The following is a 23,518-nucleotide window of genomic DNA, read 5'->3' as shown; positions in this document are numbered from 1 at the left end:
GGCGAACGCGGCGCTTGTGCCGGAGCGGGCAAGCTGTCACATCAGGCGGCGAAAGGATACCACATGACCGACCTGCCCGTGATCCGCCTGCGCCCGAAATCCAAACCTCAGGCGATCCGCCACGGCTTTCCGTGGGTTTACGCCGACGAGGCCGTTCTGGACCGCCGCACCCGCGCCCTGCCCCCCGGCGGCTTTGCCGTGTTAGAGGACGCCGAGCGCCGCCCTCTGGGTCTGGTGACCGTAAACCCCGTATCAAAAATCGTGGCGCGCGTGATGGATACCGACGCAAGCGCGGTGATTGACGGCGACTGGCTGCGCATCCGTCTGGGCCGCGCCTTGGCAATGCGAGACCGTCTGTATGACGCGCCGTTTTACCGGCTGATCCACGCCGAGGCCGACGGTCTGCCCGGTCTGGTCATCGACCGCTTTGGCGACGTGGCGGTGATGCAGCCCAATGCCGCATGGTCGGATACGATGGCCGACGACATCGCCGACGCGCTGATCGCCGTGGCGGGGGTCAAAACCGTGATCCTGAACGGTCAGGGCCGCGCCCGCGGGCTAGAGGGGTTAACCGAACGGATGCAGGTTCTGCGCGGCACGGCGCCTGACGCGCCGGTGCCGGTGTCGATGAACGGCGCGACCTATCTGGCCGATGTGATGGGCGGGCAGAAAACCGGGTTGTTTTACGATCAACGCCCCAACCACGCATTCGCGCAGCGGCTGGTCGGCGGCACGATTCTGGACGTGTTCAGCCATGTCGGCGGCTTTGGTCTGGCCGGTCTGGCGGCGGGGGCCACGCGGGCGACCTGCGTGGATGGCAGCGCCCCGGCACTGGAACTGGCCGCAGGGGGTGCTGCGGCCATGGGCGCAGCGGATCGGTTGGAAACCATCCGTTCCGATGCCTTTGCCGCCATGGAGCAAATGGCCGCCGATGGCCGCACCTTTGACGTGGTGATCTGTGATCCGCCCGCATTTGCGCCCAGCAAACCCGCGCTTGAAGCCGGGTTGCGCGCCTATGAACGGGTGGCAAAGCTGGCCGCACCGCTGGTCGCGCCTGGGGGCTATCTGGGGCTGTGCAGTTGCAGCCACGCCGCCGACCTGACCGCGTTTCGCAATGTCAGCGCGCGCGGCATTGGGCGCGGCGGGCGGCGCGGCGTGCTGATCCACACCGGACAGGCCGGACCCGACCACCCGACCCTGCCGCAACTGGCGGAAACGGGCTACCTCAAGGCGTTGTTTTTCCGGCTGGATTGATGCGCGCGGTTCTGGACGCCAATGTTCTTTTTCCCACGATCCTGCGGGAAATTCTGACCGACCTTGCGGCGACGGGGCTGTATGCGCCGATCTGGTCGGCGCGGATTCTGGACGAATGGCGCCACGCCGCCGCGCGTCTGGGACCGGATCAGGCAGCGGTTGCGGGCGCGGAAATCGCGCTGCTTTCCGACCGCCTGCCCGATGCGCTGACCGCGACCACAGCACAGGCCGCAGCCGACCTGCCCGATACCGGCGATCAGCATGTTCTGGACACCGCATTATCGGGGCGCGCGAACCTGATCGTCACCGCCAATCTGCGCGATTTTCCGCGCCCCATCATGGCGCGGTTCGACCTGCGCGCCATTCACCCCGATGCTTTTTTGCTGGAACTGCACGCGCGCGCGCCGCATTCTGTGGTGGCTGCGGTTCAGGCCGCGCGCGACAAAGCCGCGCGGATGGGGGGCGATATGACTGTCCCCGATATGCTGAAACGCAGCCGCCTGCCCCGGCTGGCGAAAGCGGTAAAAGGTTGAACGGACGTGCGGTTAACGCTAACACATCCGCAAACTCAGACGGAGGACAGCATGGTTTCCCGCGTCATTCCGGTCGATGATTTCGACCTTGTGATCTTTGGCGCCACCGGCGATCTGGCCCGGCGCAAGATTTTACCCGGCCTGTTCCGCCGCTTTGTCGCGGGGCAAATCCCCGACAGCGCGCGCATCATCGGCGCGGCCCGCACCGAACAGGACAGCGCCACCTTCCGCACCGAAACCGCCGCCGCAATCGCGGAATTTGGCGGCACTGGCGATATGGCGCGGCTGGATGATTTTCTGGCGCTGCTGCGCTATGTCGCGATTGACGCGCGCGGGGACGACGGGTGGCAGGCGCTGTGCGATCATATGCGGCAGGGCGTGGTTCACGCGTTTTATTTTTCCGTCGCGCCGGCGCTGTTTGGCGATATTGCGCAGCGGCTGGCCCGTTACGGCATTGCGGACACCGACAGCCGGATCGTGGTTGAGAAACCCTTTGGCCGCGATCTGGCAACCGCGCGCGAACTGAACGCCACGCTGGCGCAGCATTTCGACGAACATCAGATTTACCGCATCGACCATTATCTGGGCAAAGAAACGGTGCAGAACCTGATGGCGGTGCGCTTTGCGAATATCCTGTTTGAACCCTTGTGGAACGCGCAATATGTCGATCACGTCCAGATCACGGTGGCCGAAACCGTAGGCGTGGCCGGGCGCGGCAGCTATTACGACAAATCGGGTGCGATCCGCGATATGGTGCAAAACCATATGATGCAATTGCTGTGCCTGATTGCGATGGAGCCGCCCTATCATTTCGACCCCGACGCGGTGCGGGACGAAAAGCTGAAGGTCATCCGGGCATTGGAACCCGTAGAACCGGGCGACATTGTGCGCGGGCAGTATCAGCCCGATGATGGCACGGCAGGTTATCGCGACGACGCCGAAAACCCCGATTCGCGCACCGAAAGTTATGTCGCGATGAAGGTGCGGATTGCGAACTGGCGCTGGCAAGGCACGCCGTTCTATCTGCGCACCGGCAAGAAACTGCGCGCCCGCACCAGCGAAATCGCCGTGACGTTCAAAGAACCGCCGCATTCCATTTTCGACGAAGGCACGCCGCGCGCGAATGAACTGGTCATCCGGCTGCAACCCAATGAAGGGATGAAGCTCAAGATGATGATCAAGGAACCCGGCCCCGGCGGTATGCGTCTGGTGCAGGTGCCGTTGGATATGTCCTTTGCCGATGCCTTGGGGGCGGATGGCGCGGATATGCCCGATGCCTATGAACGGCTGATTATGGACGTGATCCGCGGCAACCAGACCTTGTTCATGCGCGGGGACGAAGTCGAAGCCGCATGGGCCTGGACCGACCCCATCATCGCCGCATGGGACGACAGCAAAGCCGAACCCGAACCCTATGACGCGGGATCCTCTGGCCCCGAAGAAGCGTTGCGTCTGATGCACCGCGACAACCGCCGTTGGAGAGAGATCAGATCATGAGCATGGAATTCGTCGAATATCCCGACCGCGAAATGCTGTCCTTGGCATTGGCCGACAAACTGGCGATGAACCTGACGCAGGCGCTGCGCGCCAATGACCGCGCGACGCTGTGCGTTCCGGGCGGCACGTCCCCGGTTCAGGTCTTTGAAACGCTGTCGGGCGCTGATCTGGAATGGGACCGGGTGACGGTCGTTCTGGGGGATGAACGCTGGGTTGATGGCGACCATGCGCGGTCCAATTCGCGCCTGCTGCGCCGCCACCTGCTGCGCGACAAAGCGGCGGCGGCGGATTACATTGACCTGTTCACCGGCGACGCGACACCCGACGACGCGGCCCCGGCCCTGTCCGAACGGCTGGCGGCGCATCTGCCGCTGACGGTGGCGCTGCTGGGGATGGGCAATGACATGCACACCGCCAGCCTGTTTCCGGGCGCTGATCATCTGGCGGCTGCACTGGCAACGGATGCGCCCGCCGTCCTGCCCATCCGCGCCGACGGGGCCGAAGAACCGCGCATCACTCTGACCCGTCCGGTGCTGGCCGACGCGCTGCATCTGCATATCCTGATCATGGGACCGGAAAAGCGCGAGGCATTGGAAAACGCGCAAAAGCTGGACCCGACGGTCGCGCCGATCCGCGCTTTCCTTGATAACGCAACGGTTCACTGGGCCGAATAAGGAACATCTGATGACGATCTGGGACCGCCTGACCCATCACCGCAACGCGCAGGGCGATGCCCGGATGGATGACCTGTTCGCCTCTGATCCGGGCCGGGCGCGGACGTTCACGACGGTGGCGGATGGGCTGGTGTTTGACTGGTCCAAAACCATGATCGACGCCGCCGCGCGGGATATGCTGCTGGAACTGGCGGCGGTCGTGCCGGCGCGGCGTGACGCGATGTTTGCGGGCGAGCGCATCAACGAAACCGAAGGCCGCGCGGTTCTGCACACCGCTCTGCGCAATCTCGATAGGTCCGTGATGGTGGACGGCGTGGATGTGATGCCCGCCGTGCGTGACACCTATGCCCGGATGCAGGGCTTTGCCCGCGATGTGCGGTCGGGCGCGTTTACCGGCGCGGGCGGGCGCATTACCGATGTGGTGAATATCGGCATCGGCGGGTCCGATCTGGGGCCGGTCATGGCGGTGCTGGCGCTTGCGCCCTATCACGACGGGCCACGCACGCATTTCGTCAGCAATGTGGACGGCGCCGATATTGCCGACACCTTGCGCGGGCTGAACCCGGCCACGACGCTGATCATCGTGGCGTCGAAAACATTCACCACCATCGAGACCATGACAAACGCCCGCACCGCGCGCGATTGGATGGCGCAGGCCGTGGACAACCCGGCGGCGCAATTCGCCGCGCTGTCATCGGCCACGGATAAAACCGCCGATTTCGGCATCGACCCGTCGCGCGTCTTTGGGTTCGAAGATTGGGTGGGCGGGCGTTATTCCGTCTGGGGGCCGATTGGGCTGTCGCTGATGCTGGCCATTGGCCCGGATGACTTCGCGCAGTTTCTGGCGGGGGCGGCGGCCATGGATGCGCATTTCCGCACCGCGCCGTTGGTTCAGAACCTGCCGGTTGTGCTGGCGCTGACGGGGATCTGGCATCACCAGATTTGCGGCTATGCCAGCCGGGCGGTGCTGCCCTATGACAACCGGTTGCTGAGGCTGCCCGCCTATTTGCAGCAATTGGAAATGGAATCGAACGGCAAGCGCGTGGCTATGGATGGCAGCGACCTGCCGCGCGTCAGCGGGCCGATTGTCTGGGGCGAACCCGGCACGAACGGCCAGCACGCCTTTTATCAGCTGATCCACCAAGGCACGGGCGTTGTGCCATGCGAATTTATCGTCGCCGCGCGGGGGCATGAACCGGAACTGGATCATCACCACATTCTGTTGGTGGCGAATTGTCTGGCGCAGTCGCAGGCGCTGATGCGCGGGCGGTCGCTGGAACAGGCGCGCGAGATGATGTCCGCGCGCGGGCTGACGGGCGACGAACTGGACCGTCAGGCGCGGCACCGCGTGTTCCCCGGAAACCGCCCCTCCACCACGCTGCTGATCCCGCAACTGACGCCGTTTACGCTGGGCCAGATCGTCGCGCTGTATGAACACCGCGTGTTCGTGGAAGGCGTGATTCTGGGCATCAACAGCTTTGACCAGTGGGGGGTGGAGCTGGGCAAGGAACTGGCCCTGCGTCTGGAACCGCTGTTGCGGGGGCAGGACGCGCCGGGTCAGGATGCGTCCACGCTGCATCTGGTGCGCGCGCTGCACGACCTGCGCGGGTGATCTTGCGCGCGGTCGCGTGTGGGGATATGTCCGCCGGATTATCTCAGGGCGGGGCGAAATTCCCCACCGGCGGTTACAGCCCGCGAGCGCCTGCCCATCGGCAGGGTCAGCAGATCCGGTGAAATTCCGGGGCCGACGGTTACAGTCCGGATGAAAGAGATGGCGCACCCGCATTTGCGGGGCGTTCTGCCTTGGGTCAATGCGCAAGGACAGAAAGGACGCGCGATGACCTTATTCGACAATCCGGCCCGCCACGGCGCGGCGCTGATGATCGCGGCGGGGGCGATGTTCGCCTGCGTCAACACGATGCTGCAATATGTGACCATGCGGCTGGGGCTGGCCTCGCCCACGGCGACGTTCTGGCAATATGCCATTGCGCTGATCGTGCTGTTGCCGTGGCAGGGGCGCGACCTGTCAGCCCTGCGCACCGCGCGGCTGCCGGCGCATATCCTGCGCGTCGCCTTCGCCGTGGGCGGAGTGCAGTTATGGACCATGGGGCTGGCCCATGTCCCGATCTGGCAGGCGATTTCGCTGATTATGCTGTCTCCGTTCTTCGTCACCATCGGTGCGGCGGTGCTGTTGGGCGAACGGGTCACGGTGGAACGCTGGGCCGCCGTGGTTGCGGGGTTTATCGGCGGCGCGGTGATTTTGTCGCCGTGGTCGGATGCGTTCACGGTGTGGGCATTCGCGCCGGTGGGGGCGGCGGCGCTGTGGGCGGCATCATCGCTGATGACGAAACGCATGACCGCCACCGAAAGCCCGGCCACGCTGACGTTGTATCTGCTGGCGCTGCTGACGCCGCTGAACCTTGCGTTAACCCTGACGCCGGGGGCCGGGCTGGCCATCAGCGGCGCGGCATTGGCGGCACTGGCGGTTGCGGGGCTGCTGACGGCGGCGGCGCAATACGCCTTGGCGCGGGCCTATTCCATTGCGGATGCGGCGTTTTTGCAGCCCTTTGACCATATCAAATTGCCGTTCAATGTCGGGCTGGGGATCATCACATTCGGATTTGTGCCGCCGGGCAGCATGTGGATCGGGTCCGCGCTGATCGTCGGCGCATCGCTGTGGCTGCTGTCGGGGGAATCGCGCCGCGCTTAATCGGTGGGCGCGCCGAACCGTTCGATCATCCGCGCGCGAATCTGGTCGCGGCTTTGCCGATACAAGGCCAGCTTCGCGTCGCGCGCCTCGGCCATGCCGGTGGGGTCCATGATCGGCCAATATTCCACGTCGATATGCGCGGTGCGGGTCATTTCCTGCGCCAGACGCAGACTGGCGGGCGACAGGGCGATGATCAGGTCAAACTGGCCCAGATCATCGCCCCAATCCTGCATTTCCTCGAAACTGCGGCTGCGGTGATTGGACAATTCGACGCCGATTTCACCGCTGACGGCAATGGCGAAACCGTCGATTTCCTGATCGTTGCGCACCCCCGCCGATTGGACATAGGCGCGCCTGCCATACAATTGTTTCATTAATCCTTCGGCCATCGGCGACCGAATCGCATTGTGATCACAGCAAAACAGAACCGAGGAAGGAAAGCGTTCCGCCATCCGTCACCCCTGCGGAATCAGCGAACAGATCAGCGTAAACAGACGCCGCGCCGTGTCGATGTCCAGTTCGGCCTTACCGTCCAGCCGTTCTTGCAGGGTGCGGGCGCCTTCGTTGTGGATGCCGCGGCGGGCCATGTCGATCGCCTCGATCTGGGCGGGGGGCAGGCGTTTCACGGCGTCGAAATAGCTTTGGCAGATTTGGAAGTAATCTTTGACCACCTGCCGGAACGGCCCCATCGACAGGTGAAATTCGGCAACCTTATCCGCGGTTTCCGTGGTCATATCAAAGACCAGCCGCCCTTCGCGCACGCACAGTTCCAACACGAACGGCCCATCGGGCGCAGGCGCGCCGTCGCGGCCCGGAACGGCAAAGCTGTTATCTTCGATCAGGTCGAACACCGCGACGCGGCGTTCCTGTTCCATTTCCGGCGTGGCGGGCGGCAAGGCGCTGTCGTCAATCTCAATCCGAATAATGCGCGTCATGCGTCCCCCCCGGTATTCAACATCCCCAACCGAGCCTGAACCGAAGCGCCATGCGCCTGCAACCCCTCGGACGCGGCCAATTGCACGGCGGCGGGACCAATCGCGGCCAAAGCGCCGGGCGTCAGCCGCGCCAGCGTGGTGCGTTTCAGAAAATCCATCACCGACAGGCCGGACGAAAACCGCGCCGACCGCGCCGTGGGCAGAACGTGGTTCGGGCCGCTGACGTAATCGCCCACGGCCTCGGGGGTATAGGCGCCCAGGAAAATCGCGCCCGCATGGGTGCATTTCTGCGCCAGCCCTTCGGGGTCGGCAACGCACAGTTCCAGATGTTCCGGCGCAATGCGGTTCGACAGCGCCGCCGCCTGATCCAGATGATCCACCGTGATGATCGTGCCGTAATCGCGCCAGCTGGCACCGGCAATATCGGCGCGTTCCAGCGTCGGCAGGATGCGATCCACGGACGCCGCCACGGCCTGCGCCAGTGCGGGATCGGTGGTGATCAGGATCGACTGCGCGTCGGCGTCATGTTCGGCCTGCGCCAGCAAATCCCACGCGATCCAGTCGGGGTTCTGGTCGGCATCGGCGATCACCAGGACCTCGGACGGGCCAGCGATCATGTCGATGCCCACGCGGCCAAAGACCTGACGTTTCGCCGCCGCGACATAGGCATTGCCGGGGCCGGTGATTTTATCGACCGGCGCAATCGTATCGGTGCCATAGGCAAGCGCCGCAATCGCCTGCGCGCCACCCACGCGATAAATCTCATCCACGCCCGCCAGTTGCGCGGCCAGCAGCACCAGCGGGTTCACCACCCCGCCCGGAGTCGGCACGCAGATGACCAGCCGTTCCACCCCGGCCACCCGCGCCGGGATCGCATTCATCAGCACGCTGGACGGATAGGCCGCCTGCCCGCCCGGCACATACAGCCCCGCCGCCGATACGGGCGTCCATCGCCAGCCCAGCGTCGCGCCCTGTTCATCGGTCCATTGCGCGTCATCGGGCATCTGCCGCGCGTGATAGGCGCGGATGCGATCCGCCGCCAATTCCAGTGCCGCGCGGTCCTCGGCCGTGACGCGGGCGATTTCGGTTGCGATCTGGTCGTCGCTGAAACGCAGCGTCTCGGGTGTCAGGTCCAGCCGGTCAAAGCGCGCGGTCAATTCGCACAGCGCCGCATCGCCCCGGTCGCGCACATCGGCGATGATCCCCGCCACGACATCGTTCACATCGGCGGAATCTTCGCGTTTAGCGTTCAGCATCTGGCGAAAGCCCGTTTCGAAATCCGCATCCGCGCTGTTCAGACATACCGGCATATGGCGCCCCCTTTGTGTTGGCGTTTTCTTAGCAGGCCCGAGCCGCCCCGTTCAAGCCGATCACAAAATCCGGCGCGTGCGGAATTGTTTTGCGCGGCGCACGTTAACGGACCATCATTCATCAAGGCCATCCCGGCCAGTCAGAGGAACCGATGCGACATCCCGTCATTCCCGCCATCCTGTTGGGGGCCACGCTGCTGGTCCCGCCCACCGTTCAAGCCCAAGATCTGGGCCAGATCATTCAGGGCGTGGCCCAAGGTTTGCTGGCGCAGGAACTGGACAAAACCGCCTGGGCCGATGCGCAAAAGGCCAATACCGCGGCGGGGTATCGCGCCTATCTGAACCAGTATCCGCAGGGGATTTACGCCGCGCAGGCGCGGGCGGCCCTGACGCGTCTGGGCGCGGCAACGCCTGCCCCGGCAACCCCAGCCACGCCCGCGACTCCCGCCACCCCGACCGTGCCGGTCATCAGCGACAGCGCCGCGCGGACGGAATCGGCCATCGGCCTGACCCGCGCCGACCGCACCCGGATTCAGCGCGAATTAACCACGCTGGGCCATCAGCCGGGATCGCCGGATGGGTTGTGGGGGCGTCAGACCCGTGCCGCGATTTCCAACTGGCAGCGCGCACAGGGCGAAACCGTGACCGGATATGTCACCGCCGCGCAGGTGCGCCAGATCGGCCAACAGGCCGCCGCCCGCACGCCCACGGCGGCCCCTCAATCCGCCGAGGCCGAGGAACGCGCATTAGAGCTCAGCGATGCCGAACGCCGCGAAGTGCAGTTGCGGTTAACCATTCTGCGCTACGACACCGGCGGCACCACCGGGACATTCGGGCCGAACACCCGCAACGCGATCCGCCGCTGGCAAGGCGATCATGCCCTGCCCGTCACGGGTTTTCTGACCGCCGATCAGATTTACACCATGCGCCGTGAAACCGGCGGTTAACCACGATCAGTCGGGGTGGACCGGTTTCCGCCCCGACAGCGCCGCATAGGGCCGCGTCACGTCGCGCAATTCGACGTTCAGACATTCGCAATCGACGGCCAGCGACCCGTCGCCCGCGAAATCCAGAACCAGCCGCCCGGTGCCGTCATCGCCCGGTTGCCACTGCACCGCCAGCAATTCCAGCACGGTTTCCCCGTCACGGGTGATCCCGTCCGATTGCAGCCGCAGGGCGTCGCGGATCAGCAGCACCGACCGCACCCGTTCAAAGGCGCGGCCTTCTCGTTCTGCATCCGTGGCATCTTCCCATCGGAAACGGTTCAGCAGCAACGCCACCTGACGCGCGCGGCTGTCATAGATGATGTCCGACCCCGGCAGAACCGCATCCTGCGACAGCGCGGAAATGACGCGCAAATCCGCGTCATCCGCCGCCATCAAGGCCAGAGGGCGGGGGTCAGCATCGGCAAAGCGCGCGTCCTGCATGGTTAGTCCTCTTTCACGTCTTTGATGCGTTCGATATGCGCGCCGACGCCGCGCAGTTTCCGCACAACTTTTTCATAACCGCGATCCAGATGATAGACGCGGCTGACGGTCGTTTGCCCCTCGGCCGCCATACCGGCCAGAATCAGGCTGACCGAGGCGCGCAGATCGGTGGCCATCACGGGCGCGCCGCGCAGTTTTTCCACGCCGGTGACGGTGGCGTGGCCGCCGTGAACATCAATCCGCGCACCCATGCGGATCAGTTCGGGCGCGTGCATAAAGCGGTTTTCAAAGATGGTTTCTTCCAGAACGCTGGTGCCTTCGGCCAGACACATCATGGCCATGAACTGCGCCTGAAGGTCGGTCGGGAAACCGGGGAAAGGTTCGGTCGTGACATTCACCGCGCGCACCCGGCCATTTTTGCGGCTGACCTTAATACCGCGCGGGGTTTCCTCGACCGTCAGGCCGGCTTCGTCCAGCTTTTCGCAGAACGCCGCCAGCAATTCGATGCGCCCGCCCAGACATTCCACCTCGCCGCCGCACATGGCGGGGGCCAGCATATAGGTTCCCAGCTCGATCCGGTCGGTCACGACCTGATGCGTCGCGCCATGCAGCGAATCGACGCCCTGAATGGTGATGGTGCTGGTGCCGTCACCGTCGATCTGCGCGCCCATGGCCCGCAGGCATTGCGCCAGATCGACAATTTCCGGTTCGCGCGCGGCGTTGTTCAGAACCGTGGTCCCTTTGGCCAGAACCGCCGCCATCAGCGCGTTTTCCGTCGCCCCGACCGATACCAGCGGGAAATCCACAACCGCGCCGCGCAGACCGCCCAGCGGGGCCTTGGCGTGAACATAGCCGTCGCGCAAGTCCAGATCGGCACCCATAGCCTCGAACGCCTTCAGGTGAAGGTCCACGGGCCGCGCACCAATCGCGCAACCGCCGGGCAGCGACACCTCGGCCTGACCATAGCGCGCCAGAAGCGGCCCCAGCACCAGAATCGAGGCCCGCATTTTCCGCACGATGTCATACTCCGCGCGCTGACTGGTCAGGTCGTGGCTGGACATGGCCAGCACCTGACCTTCTTGCAGGCTGGCGACTTCGGCGCCCAGACTTTGCAACAGCGCGGTCATGGTGCGAATATCCGACAGGCGCGGCGCATTGGTCAGGGTCAGCGGCTGATCCGTCAACAGCGTGGCCGGCATCAGCGTCAGGCACGCATTCTTCGCCCCCGCAATCGGGATTTCGCCGCTGAGCGGGCCATTACCATTAACGATGATCTGATCCATTATCCTTGCCTGTCTTACTGCCCGTTTCGCTATCCGCCTGATCCGCCCGCGCGCGCGCCTGCGCCTTGCGTCGTTGCAGATTCGCCCGCAACGCCGCGCGCAGCCGATCATCGCGGCTGGGTTTGCTGTTTTTGTCATTGATCTGGTCGGTCATTCGCCCCTGTTACCGCCCCATGCGCGCCACGTCCAGCAATCGCAGGGCTTTCGACGCGGCGTCGGCAAAAAATCGAAAAAATGTGACGATCCCCCTTGCGCGGCGCAACGCCACGGGCTAAACGCCCCTCCACGATGCTGTGGTAGCTCAGTGGTAGAGCACTCCCTTGGTAAGGGAGAGGTCGAGAGTTCAATCCTCTCTCACAGCACCATTGTCCATGACATAAAAAACGCTGACAACGCCGCGCATTTTAGCGCAGTCGATTCGCTGCAACCGGGGTCAACAAACCGGACTGCGGCATGACCCAAAGATAATCAAAGAAATTTTTCTTAAAAACTGCGGCGTATTGCGGGGTTGACGTGCGCGTTACCACTTTCAGGCGAGTTAACTTAGCGTTATAGCAAGGCAAACACGGGATTGGCGCCGCCGTGCCTGCCCAGCGGCACCGCCATCAGTATTAATGCACACAAATAAGAATTTAGCATGACCAGCATACCCAGCCAGGACGACGCCATTAACGCGGCCGCAGACATGATGGTCCGCGCCGCAAAACGCCCCTGCACTGTCAACGCATTGACCGAGGCGATGCAGCTGCCCCCCGGCGCATTCGCCAAAATGTTTCCCACCGATGAAACGCTGGAAACGGCCATTGTGAACCATGCGATGACCAGCCTGACCCAATGTTTGCTGACAACGCTGGACGATTATTCGAACGACGATTTGCGCACCCGCCTGCATCGCACGGCAACGGCCTATCTGGGTTGGGTGGCTGAAAACCCGAATCTGTATCGCGTCATCGCCAGCCTGTTGCTGACGCCGCAGCGCACCAGCGGCATTGTGGCGAATTGCGATGCCAGCTTCCGCGAATTGTTCAAAGCTCTGCTGAATGTGGATGATCATTCGGTCTGGCCGATGATTATGCGCAGCTGCATGTTCGGGATCGCGGATATGATGCTGGATGACTATCTGAGCATCTGGCAACCCACCGGCAAAGCACCCGAGGAAAGCATTTCAATCGCCATGGATGAATTCCTGTCGGCGGCGCTGCAACATATCGACCAGCAAAATCAGGACTGATCGGCGCGGATAGGAAAAAAGGCGGCCCCGTGGCCGCCCTTTTTTATGCGCCAAGATGCAACTGAAACGTCGCGGGGTTTGTCGCCGGGTGACGTTGCAAAACGGGGCGCGCCCTTACGCGGAAACAAAAAGGCCGCCCCTTTCCCGCGTTCAACAGAACATGGAAAACGTCGCCGTCTTTCGCGGCGACGGGCTGGCCCGTGACCTGCCGCGCCCGCGCTCTGCCGGACGGTGAAAAACCGGGCGCAACCCGCACGGACCGCGAAAGGCGTGTCACGACCCGCCCGTTCTGACGCGCCGAACCGCGCCGCAGAACATGGCCGTTGTTGCAATCACAGGTCAGTCCCGTGGCCCGCCGGTGGCACACCAATAGAGAGACAGGGCGACCCAATCGCCGCCCATCGTCATGCGCGCAACCCCATATCCAAGCGCCGCCGTTCTTGGCGGCGCAGGTTTTGCCGCACCCCACGCGGAAACAAAAAGGCGGCCCCGTGGCCGCCCTTTTTTATGCGTTGAACAGGAAATGCAGGACGTCGCCGTCTTTGACTTCGTAGGTTTTGCCTTCGACCCGCAGCTTGCCCGCGTCGCGCGCGCCGGATTCGCCGTTGCCCGCGACATAATCGGCAAAGGCAATCGTTTCGGCGCGGATGAACCCTTTTTCAAAATCGCCATGAATGACACCCGCCGCTTGCGGGGCCAGCGTGCCTTTGCGGATGGTCCAGGCGCGCGCCTCTTTCGGGCCAACGGTGAAATAGGTTTGCAGGCCCAACAGGTCGTAACCCGCGCGGATCAGGCGATCCAGGCCCGCTTCCTCTAACCCCATTTCGCCAAGGAACATTTCGGCTTCGTCCGCGTCCAGCTGGCTGATTTCTTCTTCGATCCGGGCCGAGATCACGACATGGCCCGCGCCCTGTTCGCGCGCCATCTCGGCGACTTTATCCGACAGGGCGTTGCCGTTCGCGGCCTCGGATTCCGCCACGTTGCAGACATACAGAACCGGTTTTGACGTCAGCAATTGCAGCATATTCCACGCCTTGCGGTCGTCATCGGCCACCTGCACGCTGCGCGCGGGTTGCCCGGCCTCAAGCGCGGCCAAGGCCACGCGCAGCAGGCGATCCTGTTCGGCGGCCTCTTTGTCGTTGCCTTTCAGCTTGCGTTGCAGGTTGGCCAGACGGCGTTCGATGGATTCCATGTCCGCGATCATCAGTTCGGTTTCGATCACCTCGGCGTCGGCCATAGGATCAACGCGACCTTCGACATGGGTAATGTCGCCGTCTTCGAAACAGCGCAGAACATGGGCGATTGCGTCCACTTCGCGGATATTGGCCAGAAACTGGTTGCCCAGACCTTCGCCCTTGGATGCGCCTTTGACCAGACCGGCGATGTCCACAAAGGTAATCCGCGTGGGCAGGATCTGTTTCGACCCGGCGATCTGCGCCAACTGGTCCAACCGGGGATCAGGGACGGCCACCTCACCTACGTTCGGTTCGATGGTGCAGAAAGGAAAGTTGGCGGCCTGCGCGGCGGCGGTTTTCGTCAGCGCGTTAAACAGCGTTGATTTACCAACATTCGGCAAACCGACGATCCCCATGCGAAAGCCCATGACCCTGTTCCCTGTCTTATGTGAAATCCGGCGTCTGTTACGCGGAATAAGGGGCCAAGTCCAGCCTGCGCCGATACAGAAAGGCCCGCCGGGTGGGGCGGGCCTGACATTTTTATGCGTTGCAGCGTTATGCTTTGCGACGGCGGGTGGCGGCCAATGCGCCCATCCCGGCCAGCAGCAGTGCCGCACTGGCGGGCAGCGGAACCGGCGCGGGCTGCGTCGGGGGCGTGATGTCCACGCCCGCAATCTGCGCACCGGCGAACGCCATAGCCGAAGCATAGTTGGTATCGCTCCAGTTCGTGACACCGAATTGCAGGTTGAAATCACCGTCATTCAGGAATTCATAAGTCGATTTGACCCAACCGGTGTAACCGCAGCCGACGCTGTAGCAGGTGCCGCTTTCGCTCCCCAGAACAGACCACACCGGGCTACCGGCGATAATATCGACAACGCCGGGTTCCAGCGTGGCTTGCGCGTCGGGCATAGAGAAACCCGGAACGCTGTTGCCGCCCGGCGTGGTGCGCGCGGTGAACAGCAACGCGGCCTGATCGCCGGCCGTATTCAGCAGACGCGCCCAGCCGTAGTCAGCATAACCTGCCCCGTCCGAGGTCACATAGTTGAAAAAGAACGTCAAAACATCGCCAGCCTTGGCCGCGAATGACGACGTGGTCAGCGTGCTGCCATCAATCGGCGTCCCGGAACCACCCACGCCCGGCAACGCGCCGACGCCGTATTTGCCTTCAAAGGTCGTGACGTAATAATAACCCGGCCCCTGTTCCGGCGGCGCGGTCATGATGCCGTCGGGCATGGCAACGCCGGCATTGCCGTCGACCACCCAATCCGCGGGAAGCGATGCGGCATGTGCGCCGGTGGCGATCACTGCCGTGGTCAAGGCCGCGGCTGCGTAACGTGCAAAACTCATTATCGTCTCCTGTCAGAATATGAGATGGGTTCTGTTTACCATTGTCAACTATGTTTGCAATTTATTAATTTCAGATAAGCGATTGAAAATAAACAATCTAATCAACCAAAAGCAGAGTTGTTGACGTTTCCGTCACCCGCATCGCAAGGCGCGCTTGAACATCGCGGCAATCTGGGCCACACCAGCGGCATAGATCGGACGGAGACAGGTGATGACCCGGATTGATGACACCTTCGCGCGGCTGCGTGATCAGGGGCAAAAGGCGTTTGTCGCCTATATGATGGCGTCTGACCCGGACCACGACACCGCGTTGCAGATCATGCAGGGACTGCCGGCGGCAGGGGTTGATATTATCGAATTGGGGATGCCCTTCACCGATCCGATGGCGGATGGCCCGACCATTCAGGCGGCGGGGCAACGCGCCTTGGCCGCCGGTGGCAGTGTGTCGCAGACCTTGGACATGCTGCGCGCGTTCCGGCAGCAGGATAACACCACTCCGGTTGTGCTGATGGGGTATTACAACCCGATCTATGCCCGGCCCGGTGGTGTGGATCAGTTTCTGACCGATGCCGCCGATGCAGGCGTTGACGGGCTGATCATCGTTGATCTGCCCCCGGAAGAAGACGACGAATTATGCATCCCCGCCGCGCGCGCCGGGTTGAACTTTATCCGTTTGGCGACGCCGACCACCGATGACCGCCGCCTGCCTGCCGTGGTGAAAAACACCAGCGGATTTGTGTATTACGTCAGCGTCACCGGCATCACCGGCGGCGCGGCGGCCAATGCGGCGGATGTCGCGCCTCAGGTCGCGCGCATCCGTGACGCCGCCAATCTGCCGGTTGTGGTGGGGTTTGGGATCAACACCCCGGACGCGGCCGAACAAATCGCCAGCGTGGCCGATGGCTGCGTTGTGGGCAGCGCGATTGTCAAAATGATCGGCGAAGGTCGCCCCGTCGCGCAGGTTCTGGATTTCGTGCGCGATCTGGCGGCGGGGGCGCATCGTGGCTGATCTGTGCCTGCGGAATGCGACCGCCGATGACGCGGCGGCGATTGTCGCCATCTGGAATCCGGTGATCCGCGACACGCTGTTGACCGTGCGCGCCGATGAGATGACCGAACAGGACATCGTGGACCTGATCGCGCGCAATCAGGGCGACGGCCACGCCTTTCTGGTTGCCACGACCCAAGACGGCGCGATTGCGGGCTTTGCCACCTACACCCATTTCCGCGACGGGCCGGGATACGCGCATACCAAAGAACATTCGATCTATATCTGCCCCGACCATCAGGGCGACGGCACCGGCGAACTGATGCTGAACGCAATCGAAGATCACGTCCGCGCCCATGGCGGGCGTGTGCTGGTGGGGTCGATCACCGGCGACAACCAGCCGTCGCAGGATTTCCACGACCGCAACGGTTACGGCAAATGGGCCACCCTGCCCGGCATCGGCTGTAAATTCGGCGAATATCATGACATTACCCTGTGGGGTAAGGATTTGACGCAGGCGTGACCCGCGCCCTCTGTTCGGGGGGCGGAACTGGCGCTAACATAGGCGTATGGAATGTTGCGCCCAGCCTTTGTGTCCCTGCCCCGCCCTGCCTAAGCCGCGCAGCTTTTGGCAGCGCATTGGCGACCGGCTAGCGGCCTTGGTCGGGCGGGCGCGGGCGGCGACTCCGCCGGAAAAATCGGTCGCCTTCACCATTGCCGTGATCGCCTTGGGCGCGAAACTGGCCAAGGCCGACGGCATGGTTGCGCGGTCCGAGGTGACGGCCTTTCGCCGCGTGTTCATCATCCCCCGGTCCGAGGAAAAAAACGCCGCCCGCGTCTTTGATCTGGCGCGGCAGGATGTGGCGGGCTTTGACGCGTGGGCGCGGCGCATTGCGGCGATGTTTCCGCCCGCCGATCCCGTGCTGCTGGACGTGATCGAGGGGTTGTTTATCATCGCCCTTGCCGATGGCGAATTGCACGACGCCGAGGTGATCTTTATCGACGAAGTGGCGCGGATTTTCGGCGTCCCGGCCCCGCAACTGGCCGCGATCCGCCGCCGTCATGTTCCGAATGGCTGCCCGCCCTGCGACGTTCTGGGCGTCACCCCCGACACTCCGCTGCCCGAGGCGCGCAAACGCTGGCGCGATCTGGTTCGCGAATCGCATCCCGACCGCGCCATTGCCCGCGGCCTGCCCCCCGAGGCCGTCCGTCTGGCCGAGGCCCGCACCCGTGTTCTGAACGACGCGTGGCAGAAATTTCGCGCGCTGCATCAGGCACCTGACCCGGCGGGGGCGTGATCCCTCTTGCGTCCGGGCGGCGGCGCCCCCACCTTAGCGATATGAAACGGCTTGCTGTCATATTGGCCCTGTCCCTGCCCCCCGGTGCCGCCTTGGCGCAGGATGATGGCTTTGACCTGATCGAACGCGGGCTGGGTCTGTTGTTTCAAAACCTGCTGGACGAAATCGGCCCCGATCTGGACGACGCCGCGCGCGGGTTAGGGGGCGCGATGAACCGCCTTGCCCCCGCGATGCAGGATCTGGGCGTCATCATGGACGACATCCGCCATTACGAACTGCCGCAGCGGTTGGACAACGGCGATATTCTGATCCGCCGCCGCCCCGACGCGCCGCCCCCGCCGCCGATTGGCGATGACCTGCGGCGGCTGACGCCTGACATCCCGCTCAACCCCGACGCGCCGCAGATTGAATTATAACGGCACTTGACCCGCGTTCATAATCATGTCGCAGATTATGAATTTGCGGCCAGCATCCGCAGGCATTATAGCGCGTTCAACCATAAGGACGCGATTATGACCGGCAGATTACCCCTTTCGCCCGTTTTTCAGGCGCTGAACCACGCGGCATCCGAACGGATCCTGATCCTTGACGGGGCCATGGGGACGCAGATTCAACAGCTTGGCCTGTCCGAAGACGACTATACCGGCCACGCATCCGGCCATGTCTGCCGCCACCATTCCGACCATCCGCAACAGGGCAACAACGATCTGCTGATCCTGACCCAGCCCGACGCGATCGAGGAAATCCATTACAAATACGCCATGGCCGGCGCGGATATCGTGGAAACCAACACCTTTTCCGCAACCACGATTGCGCAGGCCGATTACGCCATGGAAAACGCGGTGCATGATCTGAATGTGCAGGGCGCGCAGATTGTGCGTCGCGCGCTTGACCGCGCCACGGCGCAGGACGGGCGGCCGCGTTTCGTGGCGGGCGCGATTGGGCCGACGAACCGCACGGCATCCATCAGCCCCGATGTGAACAATCCCGGCTATCGCGCCGTGACCTTTGACGATCTGCGCGTCGCCTATTTGCAGCAGGCGCGCGGGCTGATCGCGGGCGGCGCGGATATTTTGCTGATCGAAACCATCTTTGACACGCTGAACGCCAAAGCCGCGATCTTTGCCTGTCTTGAGGCGATGCAGGATCACGGGCAGGCGCTGCCTTTGATGATTTCGGGGACCATCACCGACGCATCGGGCCGCACCCTGTCGGGGCAAACCCCGACCGCGTTCTGGTATTCGGTCCGTCACGCGAATCCGTGGACCGTTGGGCTGAACTGCGCGCTTGGTGCATCCGCCATGCGCCCGCATCTGGCGGAACTGGCGGGCGTGGCGGATACGCGCATCTGCGCCTATCCCAATGCGGGCCTGCCCAATGCGTTCGGCCAATATGACGAAGGCCCCGACGACACCGCGCGCCAAGTCGCCGATTTCGCCCGCGAGGGGTTGGTGAATGTCGTTGGCGGCTGCTGCGGCACGACCCCCGATCATATCCGCGCCATTGCCGACGCCGTGGCGACACTGAACCCGCGAAAGGTGCCTGAACATGTCTGACCGCCTGCTGCGCCTTTCGGGGCTGGAACCCTTTACGCTGACCCCGGACATTCCGTTTGTGAATGTGGGCGAACGCACCAACGTGACCGGCTCCGCCCGGTTTCGCAAACTGATCACGAATCGCGATTATGCCGCCGCTTTGGACGTGGCCCGCGATCAGGTGGAAAACGGCGCGCAGATCATCGACATCAACATGGACGAAGGGCTGATCGACAGCCGCGCCGCCATGGTCGAGTTTCTGAACCTGCTGGCCGCCGAACCCGATATTGCCCGCGTTCCCGTGATGATCGACAGCTCCAAATGGGACGTGATCGAGGCGGGCCTGCAATGCGTGCAGGGCAAGCCGATCGTCAACTCGATCAGCATGAAAGAGGGGCTGGACCAGTTCCGCGAACAGGCGCGTCTGTGTCTGGCCTATGGCGCGGCGGTCGTGGTGATGGCCTTCGACGAAACGGGTCAGGCCGACAGTTTCGAACGCAAAATCGAAATCTGCGAACGCGCCTATCGTATTCTGGTGGACGAGGTGGGCTTTCCGCCCGAAGACATCATCTTTGACCCCAATGTGTTCGCCGTGGCGACGGGGATCGAGGAACACAACAATTATGGCGTTGATTTCATTAACGCGACCCGCTGGATTCGCGAAAATCTGCCTCATGCGCATATCTCGGGCGGGGTGTCGAATCTGTCGTTTTCGTTCCGGGGCAACGAACCCGTGCGCGAAGCGATGCACGCCGTGTTCCTGTATCACGCCATTCAGGCGGGCATGGATATGGGCATCGTCAATGCCGGTCAGCTGGCGGTTTACGATCAGATCGACACGGAATTGCGCGACGCCTGCGAAGATGTGGTGCTGAACCGCCGCCCCGATGCGACCGAACGCCTGCTGGATGTGGCCGAACGGTTCCGTGGCGAAGGCGGCACCAAGGCCCGCGAAAAAGACCTGTCCTGGCGCGAATGGACGGTTGAAAAGCGGCTGGAACACGCGCTTGTCAACGGCATCACCGAATATATCGACGCCGACACCGAAGAGGCCCGTCAGGCCGCCGAACGCCCCTTGCATGTCATCGAAGGCCCGCTGATGGCGGGCATGAATGTGGTGGGCGATCTGTTTGGCGCGGGTAAGATGTTTCTGCCTCAGGTCGTGAAATCGGCCCGCGTCATGAAGCAGGCCGTCGCCGTCCTGCTGCCCTATATGGAGGAAGAAAAGCGTCTGACCGGCGCCGCCGACCGCGAAAGCGCGGGCAAAATCCTGATGGCGACGGTCAAGGGCGACGTTCACGATATTGGCAAAAACATCGTCGGCGTCGTGCTGGCCTGCAACAATTATCAGGTGATTGATCTGGGCGTCATGGTGCCGGCGCAGAAAATCCTGCAAGTGGCGCGCGACGAAAATGTGGACGCCATCGGGCTGTCGGGTCTGATCACGCCCAGTCTGGACGAAATGGTCCATGTCGCCAATGAAATGGAGCGCGAAGGCTTTGCCGTGCCGCTGCTGATCGGCGGGGCCACCACGTCGAAAATTCACACGGCGGTCAAAATTGCCCCGCGTTATCATAAAGGTGCGGCGGTTTACGTCACCGATGCCAGCCGCGCCGTGGGGGTGGTGTCGTCGCTGCTTAGCCCCACCCAGCAGGCCGACTACATCGCCAATCTGCGCACCGAATACGCCGAAGTCGCCGACCGCCACGAACGGTCCGAGGCCGCGAAACAGCGTCTGCCTCTGGCTGACGCGCGCGCCAATGCGCTGAAACTGGACTGGTCGGATTACACGCCGGTCGCGCCCAGCTTTACCGGCGCTCGGGTCGTTGATGACTGGGATCTGGCGGCGATTGCGGATTACATCGACTGGACTCCGTTCTTCCAGACATGGGAACTGAAGGGCGTTTACCCGCGTATTCTGGACGATGAAAAACAAGGCGAGGCCGCACGCGCCCTGTTTGATGACGCGCAGGCGATGCTGCGCCGGATCATCGACGGCAAATGGTTCACGCCGCGCGCCGTGGTTGGGTTCTGGCCCGCCAATGCGGTGGGCGACGACATCCGTCTGTTCACCGATGCCAGCCGCGAACAGGAACTGGCCACGCTGCACACGCTGCGTCAACAGGTGAACAAACGCGGCGCACGCCCGAATGTCGCGCTGTCGGATTTCGTGGCACCCGACGCGCCCGACCATGTCGGCGGTTTCGTCGTCACCGCAGGCCCCGAAGAAGCCGAGATCGCCGCCCGCTTCGAATCCGAACATGACGATTATTCCGCGATTCTGGTCAAAGCCCTGGCCGACCGCATGGCCGAGGCTATGGCCGAAATGCTGCATGAACGGGTGCGGCGCGAATTCTGGGGCTATGCCGCGGATGAAGCCTTTACGCCGGTCGAACTGATCGCGGAACCCTATGCCGGGATCCGCCCCGCCCCCGGCTATCCGGCGCAGCCCGATCACACCGAAAAACTGACCCTGTTCCGCCTGCTGAACGCCGAAGACACCACCGGCGTTCGCCTGACCGAGGGCATGGCGATGTGGCCCGGTTCGTCGGTCTCGGGTCTCTATATCGCGCATCCCGACGCCTATTATTTCGGGGTGGCCAAGGTCGAACAGGATCAGGTCCGCGATTACGCCGCGCGCAAAGGCATGTCACTGGACGACGCCGAACGCTGGCTGGCCCCGATTTTGAATTACACCCCGGCCAAGGTGGCGGTATAAAAAAACGGGGCGCGTGATGCGCCCCGTTTTCGTTTAAAAACCGGTGGCTTAGGCCGCTTTGCGACGGCGCAGCGCCGCCATGCCGCCAAGGGCCGACACCAGCAGCACCGCCCCCGCAGGCAGCGGAACCGGCGCGATCTGCGCAAACTGCGCCAGCAATTCGCTGGGCGTGAAACGATGACCGCTGCTAAAGAAGAACATATCCCAATTGGTGAACCGCGCGTTCATTTCCAGACCGGCATTGGTGTTCATAAAGGCCAAACGCAGCACGCTGGGCGTCATCTGGGTCGCGTTCGTAATCTCGGCAAAGTCATAGTCGATATCAACGATGTTATAGCCGGCCCCGCCATCAAACAGGTTGTCGATCCGCCAGTCGCCGGTATGCGACAGGTGGGCAAAGGTCAGCGTGTCATCGCCGCCGCCCATCACGACATCGCCGCGAATGATGGAGTTGCCAGTCACGGTCAGGCTGCTGTCGCCCTGCGTGGGGGCCAGCCAGATCGCCGTGCCGCCTCGGCCGACGATTTCGCCACTGTTGACGATGGTCACACGCTGGCGCGCGTTATTCACATCGTCATCGGCGCGGGTCGGGTCGTATTCGACGGTGATGCCGCGCGGCCCTTCCATATAGCCTTCGTTGACGATGCTGACGGTGGTGGCCGAACGCAGCGGATCGCGGCTGTTGTCAAACGCGCCGTCAATATCAATCGCGGCTTTGTCCGGGTCGTTATCCGGCCCCAGCGAGATGATAACACCGCCCGCGCGGTTTTCCACCGTGCCTTCGTCCATGTCGATGCCGTCATCGGTGCCGACAATCCGGCCATAGTTGACCACAGAGCCGCTGGCGAATTGCACGCCGTCTTCGTCGGCCTTGCGTTCAAAGCCGGTGATGGTGCCTTCGGCGTCATAGATCGGGCGGCCAGCCTCGATCACACCGCGATTGTCGAGGGCAAAGCCGTCGCGGGCCTCGATCACTTCTTCCCAGCCGAACAGTTGGCCGTTATTTTGCACCCATGTGCCAAAGCCGCGACCCTGGATCGCGCGGCCGTCGCTGCTGCTGATGGTGCCGTTGTTAACGACGCTCAGATACGGGATGGCCAGTTCGTTCAGCGTCCGAATCGCCTGACGACGCGACGTGATCACGCCGTCATTGACGATGCTGAACGCATCAGCACCTTCGCCCGTGATGTGGATGGCGCGATCGCCGCTGGAAATGGTGCCACGATTTTCGACATAGACGCCGCCGCCGGTCACGTCGATCGCATTGGCGTTGTTGCGGGTGTCGGTGTTCGAGACGGTATTTAGGTTGTAAAACCTGACATTGTCGCCCGTGATCGCTGCGGCAGGCGTGCTGCGATTGTTCGACGTCAGCGAGGCGTCGTCTCCAACAGTGAAGGATGTGTTAGAACCGCTGACAACCTGCGGCCCGGCTTCGCCGCCGGTGCAGCGGATAATTTGACTTTCCCCGCCAATCGCAACCGCATCACAGGAACCCGCAAACGACGCGCCCCCCATCAACATCGTCAGGGCCACGCCAGACAGCAAAACAGAACGCATAGTAACCTCGGGTCAGAAACAGTTAACCGGACTTTGCCCCGT

Annotated in this window: 23 protein-coding genes, 1 tRNA gene and 1 riboswitch; of the genes, 15 read left to right on the top strand and 9 right to left on the bottom strand. The window is 63.1% G+C overall.

The annotated features are described in order from the left end of the window. The first annotated feature begins 63 nt into the window (after positions 1 to 63). The 6 genes from Q4G20_RS11350 (at position 64) to Q4G20_RS11325 (ending at position 6,668) form a co-directional block, all read left to right on the top strand. Positions 64 to 1,254, top strand: a complete 1,191-nt coding sequence (locus Q4G20_RS11350) for an RSP_2647 family RNA methyltransferase (RefSeq protein WP_303343568.1) — start codon at positions 64 to 66, stop codon at positions 1,252 to 1,254. Next, positions 1,254 to 1,787 (top strand): RSP_2648 family PIN domain-containing protein, encoded by a 534-nt coding sequence (locus Q4G20_RS11345; protein ID WP_303343567.1) that lies wholly within the window; start codon positions 1,254 to 1,256, stop codon positions 1,785 to 1,787. Before Q4G20_RS11350 ends, Q4G20_RS11345 begins: the two co-directional genes overlap by 1 nt. Before the next feature lie 51 nt (positions 1,788 to 1,838). Beyond that, complete coding sequence (zwf, locus tag Q4G20_RS11340; RefSeq protein WP_303343566.1) at positions 1,839 to 3,284, top strand: glucose-6-phosphate dehydrogenase; 1,446 nt, start codon at positions 1,839 to 1,841, stop codon at positions 3,282 to 3,284. Between the two features lie 2 nt (positions 3,285 to 3,286). Continuing rightward, a complete protein-coding gene (pgl, locus tag Q4G20_RS11335) occupies positions 3,287 to 3,958 on the top strand; it encodes a 6-phosphogluconolactonase (RefSeq protein WP_303343600.1) in 672 nt (223 codons plus the stop codon). Positions 3,959 to 3,968: 10 nt separating this feature from the next. After that, positions 3,969 to 5,570: a glucose-6-phosphate isomerase gene (gene pgi, locus Q4G20_RS11330; protein ID WP_303343565.1), complete on the top strand. Its 1,602-nt coding sequence runs from the start codon at positions 3,969 to 3,971 to the stop codon at positions 5,568 to 5,570. Positions 5,571 to 5,605: 35 nt separating this feature from the next. Next, positions 5,606 to 5,736: riboswitch (FMN riboswitch) on the top strand. A 59-nt stretch (positions 5,737 to 5,795) separates the two neighbouring features. Beyond that, the gene (locus Q4G20_RS11325; RefSeq protein ID WP_303343564.1) at positions 5,796 to 6,668 is read left to right on the top strand and encodes a DMT family transporter; all 873 of its coding nucleotides are present in this window, start codon (positions 5,796 to 5,798) and stop codon (positions 6,666 to 6,668) included. Here the strand turns inward: Q4G20_RS11325 and Q4G20_RS11320 are convergent. Genes Q4G20_RS11320 through hisD form a run of 3 tightly spaced genes read right to left on the bottom strand, consistent with a single transcriptional unit; the run spans position 6,665 to position 8,913 of the window. After that, a complete protein-coding gene (locus Q4G20_RS11320) occupies positions 6,665 to 7,120 on the bottom strand; it encodes a low molecular weight phosphatase family protein (RefSeq protein ID WP_303343563.1) in 456 nt (151 codons plus the stop codon). The two genes, Q4G20_RS11325 and Q4G20_RS11320, sit on opposite strands and share 4 nt — an antisense overlap. 3 nt (positions 7,121 to 7,123) lie before the next feature. Beyond that, positions 7,124 to 7,603 carry a UPF0262 family protein gene (locus tag Q4G20_RS11315; RefSeq protein WP_303343562.1) on the bottom strand — a complete coding sequence of 160 codons (480 nt, stop codon included), beginning with the start codon at positions 7,601 to 7,603 and terminating at the stop codon, positions 7,124 to 7,126. Then, positions 7,600 to 8,913 (bottom strand): histidinol dehydrogenase, encoded by a 1,314-nt coding sequence (gene hisD, locus Q4G20_RS11310; protein WP_303343561.1) that lies wholly within the window; start codon positions 8,911 to 8,913, stop codon positions 7,600 to 7,602. The genes Q4G20_RS11315 and hisD overlap by 4 nt, the downstream gene beginning before the upstream one ends. Before the next feature lie 152 nt (positions 8,914 to 9,065). Here hisD and Q4G20_RS11305 point away from each other — a divergent pair, with 152 nt between their 5' ends. Further along, positions 9,066 to 9,860 carry a peptidoglycan-binding domain-containing protein gene (locus Q4G20_RS11305; protein ID WP_303343559.1) on the top strand — a complete coding sequence of 265 codons (795 nt, stop codon included), beginning with the start codon at positions 9,066 to 9,068 and terminating at the stop codon, positions 9,858 to 9,860. Between the two features lie 6 nt (positions 9,861 to 9,866). Here the strand turns inward: Q4G20_RS11305 and Q4G20_RS11300 are convergent, their stop codons facing one another. The 3 genes from Q4G20_RS11300 to Q4G20_RS11290 are packed head-to-tail and all read right to left on the bottom strand — an operon-like array spanning position 9,867 to position 11,777. Then, positions 9,867 to 10,340, bottom strand: a complete 474-nt coding sequence (locus Q4G20_RS11300) for a DUF2948 family protein (protein ID WP_303343558.1) — start codon at positions 10,338 to 10,340, stop codon at positions 9,867 to 9,869. A 2-nt stretch (positions 10,341 to 10,342) separates the two neighbouring features. Continuing rightward, positions 10,343 to 11,623: a UDP-N-acetylglucosamine 1-carboxyvinyltransferase gene (murA, locus tag Q4G20_RS11295; protein ID WP_303343557.1), complete on the bottom strand. Its 1,281-nt coding sequence runs from the start codon at positions 11,621 to 11,623 to the stop codon at positions 10,343 to 10,345. Further along, entirely contained in the window at positions 11,604 to 11,777 is a 174-nt protein-coding gene (locus Q4G20_RS11290; protein ID WP_303343556.1) for a hypothetical protein, read from the bottom strand. The genes murA and Q4G20_RS11290 overlap by 20 nt, the downstream gene beginning before the upstream one ends. A gap of 136 nt (positions 11,778 to 11,913) precedes the next feature. Between Q4G20_RS11290 and Q4G20_RS11285 the strand changes: the two genes are divergently transcribed. Both Q4G20_RS11285 and Q4G20_RS11280 read left to right on the top strand, forming a co-directional pair. Beyond that, positions 11,914 to 11,988: transfer RNA gene (locus Q4G20_RS11285), tRNA-Thr, on the top strand. Positions 11,989 to 12,260: 272 nt separating this feature from the next. Then, positions 12,261 to 12,854, top strand: a complete 594-nt coding sequence (locus Q4G20_RS11280; RefSeq protein WP_303343555.1) for a TetR/AcrR family transcriptional regulator — start codon at positions 12,261 to 12,263, stop codon at positions 12,852 to 12,854. Positions 12,855 to 13,359: 505 nt separating this feature from the next. On the opposite strand, the gene ychF is transcribed toward Q4G20_RS11280, so the two are convergent. Both ychF and Q4G20_RS11270 read right to left on the bottom strand, forming a co-directional pair. Then, positions 13,360 to 14,457 carry a redox-regulated ATPase YchF gene (ychF, locus tag Q4G20_RS11275; protein WP_303343554.1) on the bottom strand — a complete coding sequence of 366 codons (1,098 nt, stop codon included), beginning with the start codon at positions 14,455 to 14,457 and terminating at the stop codon, positions 13,360 to 13,362. A 127-nt stretch (positions 14,458 to 14,584) separates the two neighbouring features. Beyond that, positions 14,585 to 15,379: an NF038132 family protein gene (locus tag Q4G20_RS11270; protein ID WP_303343553.1), complete on the bottom strand. Its 795-nt coding sequence runs from the start codon at positions 15,377 to 15,379 to the stop codon at positions 14,585 to 14,587. Positions 15,380 to 15,590: 211 nt separating this feature from the next. On the opposite strand from Q4G20_RS11270, the gene trpA reads away from it, so the two are divergent. From trpA to metH, 6 genes are all read left to right on the top strand, one after another. Further along, positions 15,591 to 16,388 carry a tryptophan synthase subunit alpha gene (gene trpA / locus Q4G20_RS11265; RefSeq protein WP_303343552.1) on the top strand — a complete coding sequence of 266 codons (798 nt, stop codon included), beginning with the start codon at positions 15,591 to 15,593 and terminating at the stop codon, positions 16,386 to 16,388. Then, positions 16,381 to 16,890 carry a GNAT family N-acetyltransferase gene (locus tag Q4G20_RS11260; protein ID WP_303343551.1) on the top strand — a complete coding sequence of 170 codons (510 nt, stop codon included), beginning with the start codon at positions 16,381 to 16,383 and terminating at the stop codon, positions 16,888 to 16,890. The genes trpA and Q4G20_RS11260 overlap by 8 nt, the downstream gene beginning before the upstream one ends. A gap of 46 nt (positions 16,891 to 16,936) precedes the next feature. Beyond that, positions 16,937 to 17,665, top strand: a complete 729-nt coding sequence (locus Q4G20_RS11255) for a molecular chaperone DjiA (RefSeq protein WP_303343550.1) — start codon at positions 16,937 to 16,939, stop codon at positions 17,663 to 17,665. Positions 17,666 to 17,706: 41 nt separating this feature from the next. Further along, the gene (locus tag Q4G20_RS11250) at positions 17,707 to 18,081 is read left to right on the top strand and encodes an AAA+ family ATPase (protein WP_303343549.1); all 375 of its coding nucleotides are present in this window, start codon (positions 17,707 to 17,709) and stop codon (positions 18,079 to 18,081) included. Positions 18,082 to 18,177: 96 nt separating this feature from the next. Further along, the gene (locus Q4G20_RS11245; RefSeq protein WP_303343548.1) at positions 18,178 to 19,221 is read left to right on the top strand and encodes a homocysteine S-methyltransferase family protein; all 1,044 of its coding nucleotides are present in this window, start codon (positions 18,178 to 18,180) and stop codon (positions 19,219 to 19,221) included. Then, the gene (gene metH, locus Q4G20_RS11240; RefSeq protein ID WP_303343546.1) at positions 19,214 to 21,919 is read left to right on the top strand and encodes a methionine synthase; all 2,706 of its coding nucleotides are present in this window, start codon (positions 19,214 to 19,216) and stop codon (positions 21,917 to 21,919) included. The genes Q4G20_RS11245 and metH overlap by 8 nt, the downstream gene beginning before the upstream one ends. A 48-nt stretch (positions 21,920 to 21,967) precedes the next feature. Here the strand turns inward: metH and Q4G20_RS11235 are convergent, their stop codons facing one another. Continuing rightward, the gene (locus tag Q4G20_RS11235; RefSeq protein WP_303343545.1) at positions 21,968 to 23,476 is read right to left on the bottom strand and encodes a VPLPA-CTERM sorting domain-containing protein; all 1,509 of its coding nucleotides are present in this window, start codon (positions 23,474 to 23,476) and stop codon (positions 21,968 to 21,970) included. Positions 23,477 to 23,518: the final 42 nt, after the last annotated feature.

It is taken from the genome of Paracoccus sp. (in: a-proteobacteria) (genome assembly GCF_030538495.1).
GTDB lineage: Bacteria > Pseudomonadota > Alphaproteobacteria > Rhodobacterales > Rhodobacteraceae > Paracoccus.
The sequence above is the reverse complement of the archived record's forward strand: the minus strand, read 5'-3'. Positions and strand labels throughout refer to the sequence as shown.

Coding starts and splice junctions, on each gene's coding strand:
- zwf (WP_303343566.1), top strand. CDS start 1,839: ATGGTTTCCCGCGTCATTCCGGTCGATGATTTCGACCTTGTGATCTTT.
- Q4G20_RS11255 (WP_303343550.1), top strand. CDS start 16,937: ATGGAATGTTGCGCCCAGCCTTTGTGTCCCTGCCCCGCCCTGCCTAAG.
- Q4G20_RS11245 (WP_303343548.1), top strand. CDS start 18,178: ATGACCGGCAGATTACCCCTTTCGCCCGTTTTTCAGGCGCTGAACCAC.
- Q4G20_RS11280 (WP_303343555.1), top strand. CDS start 12,261: ATGACCAGCATACCCAGCCAGGACGACGCCATTAACGCGGCCGCAGAC.
- Q4G20_RS11270 (WP_303343553.1), bottom strand. CDS start 15,379: ATGAGTTTTGCACGTTACGCAGCCGCGGCCTTGACCACGGCAGTGATC.
- ychF (WP_303343554.1), bottom strand. CDS start 14,457: ATGGGCTTTCGCATGGGGATCGTCGGTTTGCCGAATGTTGGTAAATCA.
- hisD (WP_303343561.1), bottom strand. CDS start 8,913: ATGCCGGTATGTCTGAACAGCGCGGATGCGGATTTCGAAACGGGCTTT.
- Q4G20_RS11350 (WP_303343568.1), top strand. CDS start 64: ATGACCGACCTGCCCGTGATCCGCCTGCGCCCGAAATCCAAACCTCAG.
- Q4G20_RS11305 (WP_303343559.1), top strand. CDS start 9,066: ATGCGACATCCCGTCATTCCCGCCATCCTGTTGGGGGCCACGCTGCTG.
- Q4G20_RS11325 (WP_303343564.1), top strand. CDS start 5,796: ATGACCTTATTCGACAATCCGGCCCGCCACGGCGCGGCGCTGATGATC.
- pgl (WP_303343600.1), top strand. CDS start 3,287: ATGGAATTCGTCGAATATCCCGACCGCGAAATGCTGTCCTTGGCATTG.
- Q4G20_RS11320 (WP_303343563.1), bottom strand. CDS start 7,120: ATGGCGGAACGCTTTCCTTCCTCGGTTCTGTTTTGCTGTGATCACAAT.
- Q4G20_RS11235 (WP_303343545.1), bottom strand. CDS start 23,476: ATGCGTTCTGTTTTGCTGTCTGGCGTGGCCCTGACGATGTTGATGGGG.
- metH (WP_303343546.1), top strand. CDS start 19,214: ATGTCTGACCGCCTGCTGCGCCTTTCGGGGCTGGAACCCTTTACGCTG.
- Q4G20_RS11300 (WP_303343558.1), bottom strand. CDS start 10,340: ATGCAGGACGCGCGCTTTGCCGATGCTGACCCCCGCCCTCTGGCCTTG.
- pgi (WP_303343565.1), top strand. CDS start 3,969: ATGACGATCTGGGACCGCCTGACCCATCACCGCAACGCGCAGGGCGAT.
- Q4G20_RS11290 (WP_303343556.1), bottom strand. CDS start 11,777: ATGACCGACCAGATCAATGACAAAAACAGCAAACCCAGCCGCGATGAT.
- trpA (WP_303343552.1), top strand. CDS start 15,591: ATGACCCGGATTGATGACACCTTCGCGCGGCTGCGTGATCAGGGGCAA.
- Q4G20_RS11315 (WP_303343562.1), bottom strand. CDS start 7,603: ATGACGCGCATTATTCGGATTGAGATTGACGACAGCGCCTTGCCGCCC.
- Q4G20_RS11250 (WP_303343549.1), top strand. CDS start 17,707: ATGAAACGGCTTGCTGTCATATTGGCCCTGTCCCTGCCCCCCGGTGCC.
- murA (WP_303343557.1), bottom strand. CDS start 11,623: ATGGATCAGATCATCGTTAATGGTAATGGCCCGCTCAGCGGCGAAATC.
- Q4G20_RS11345 (WP_303343567.1), top strand. CDS start 1,254: ATGCGCGCGGTTCTGGACGCCAATGTTCTTTTTCCCACGATCCTGCGG.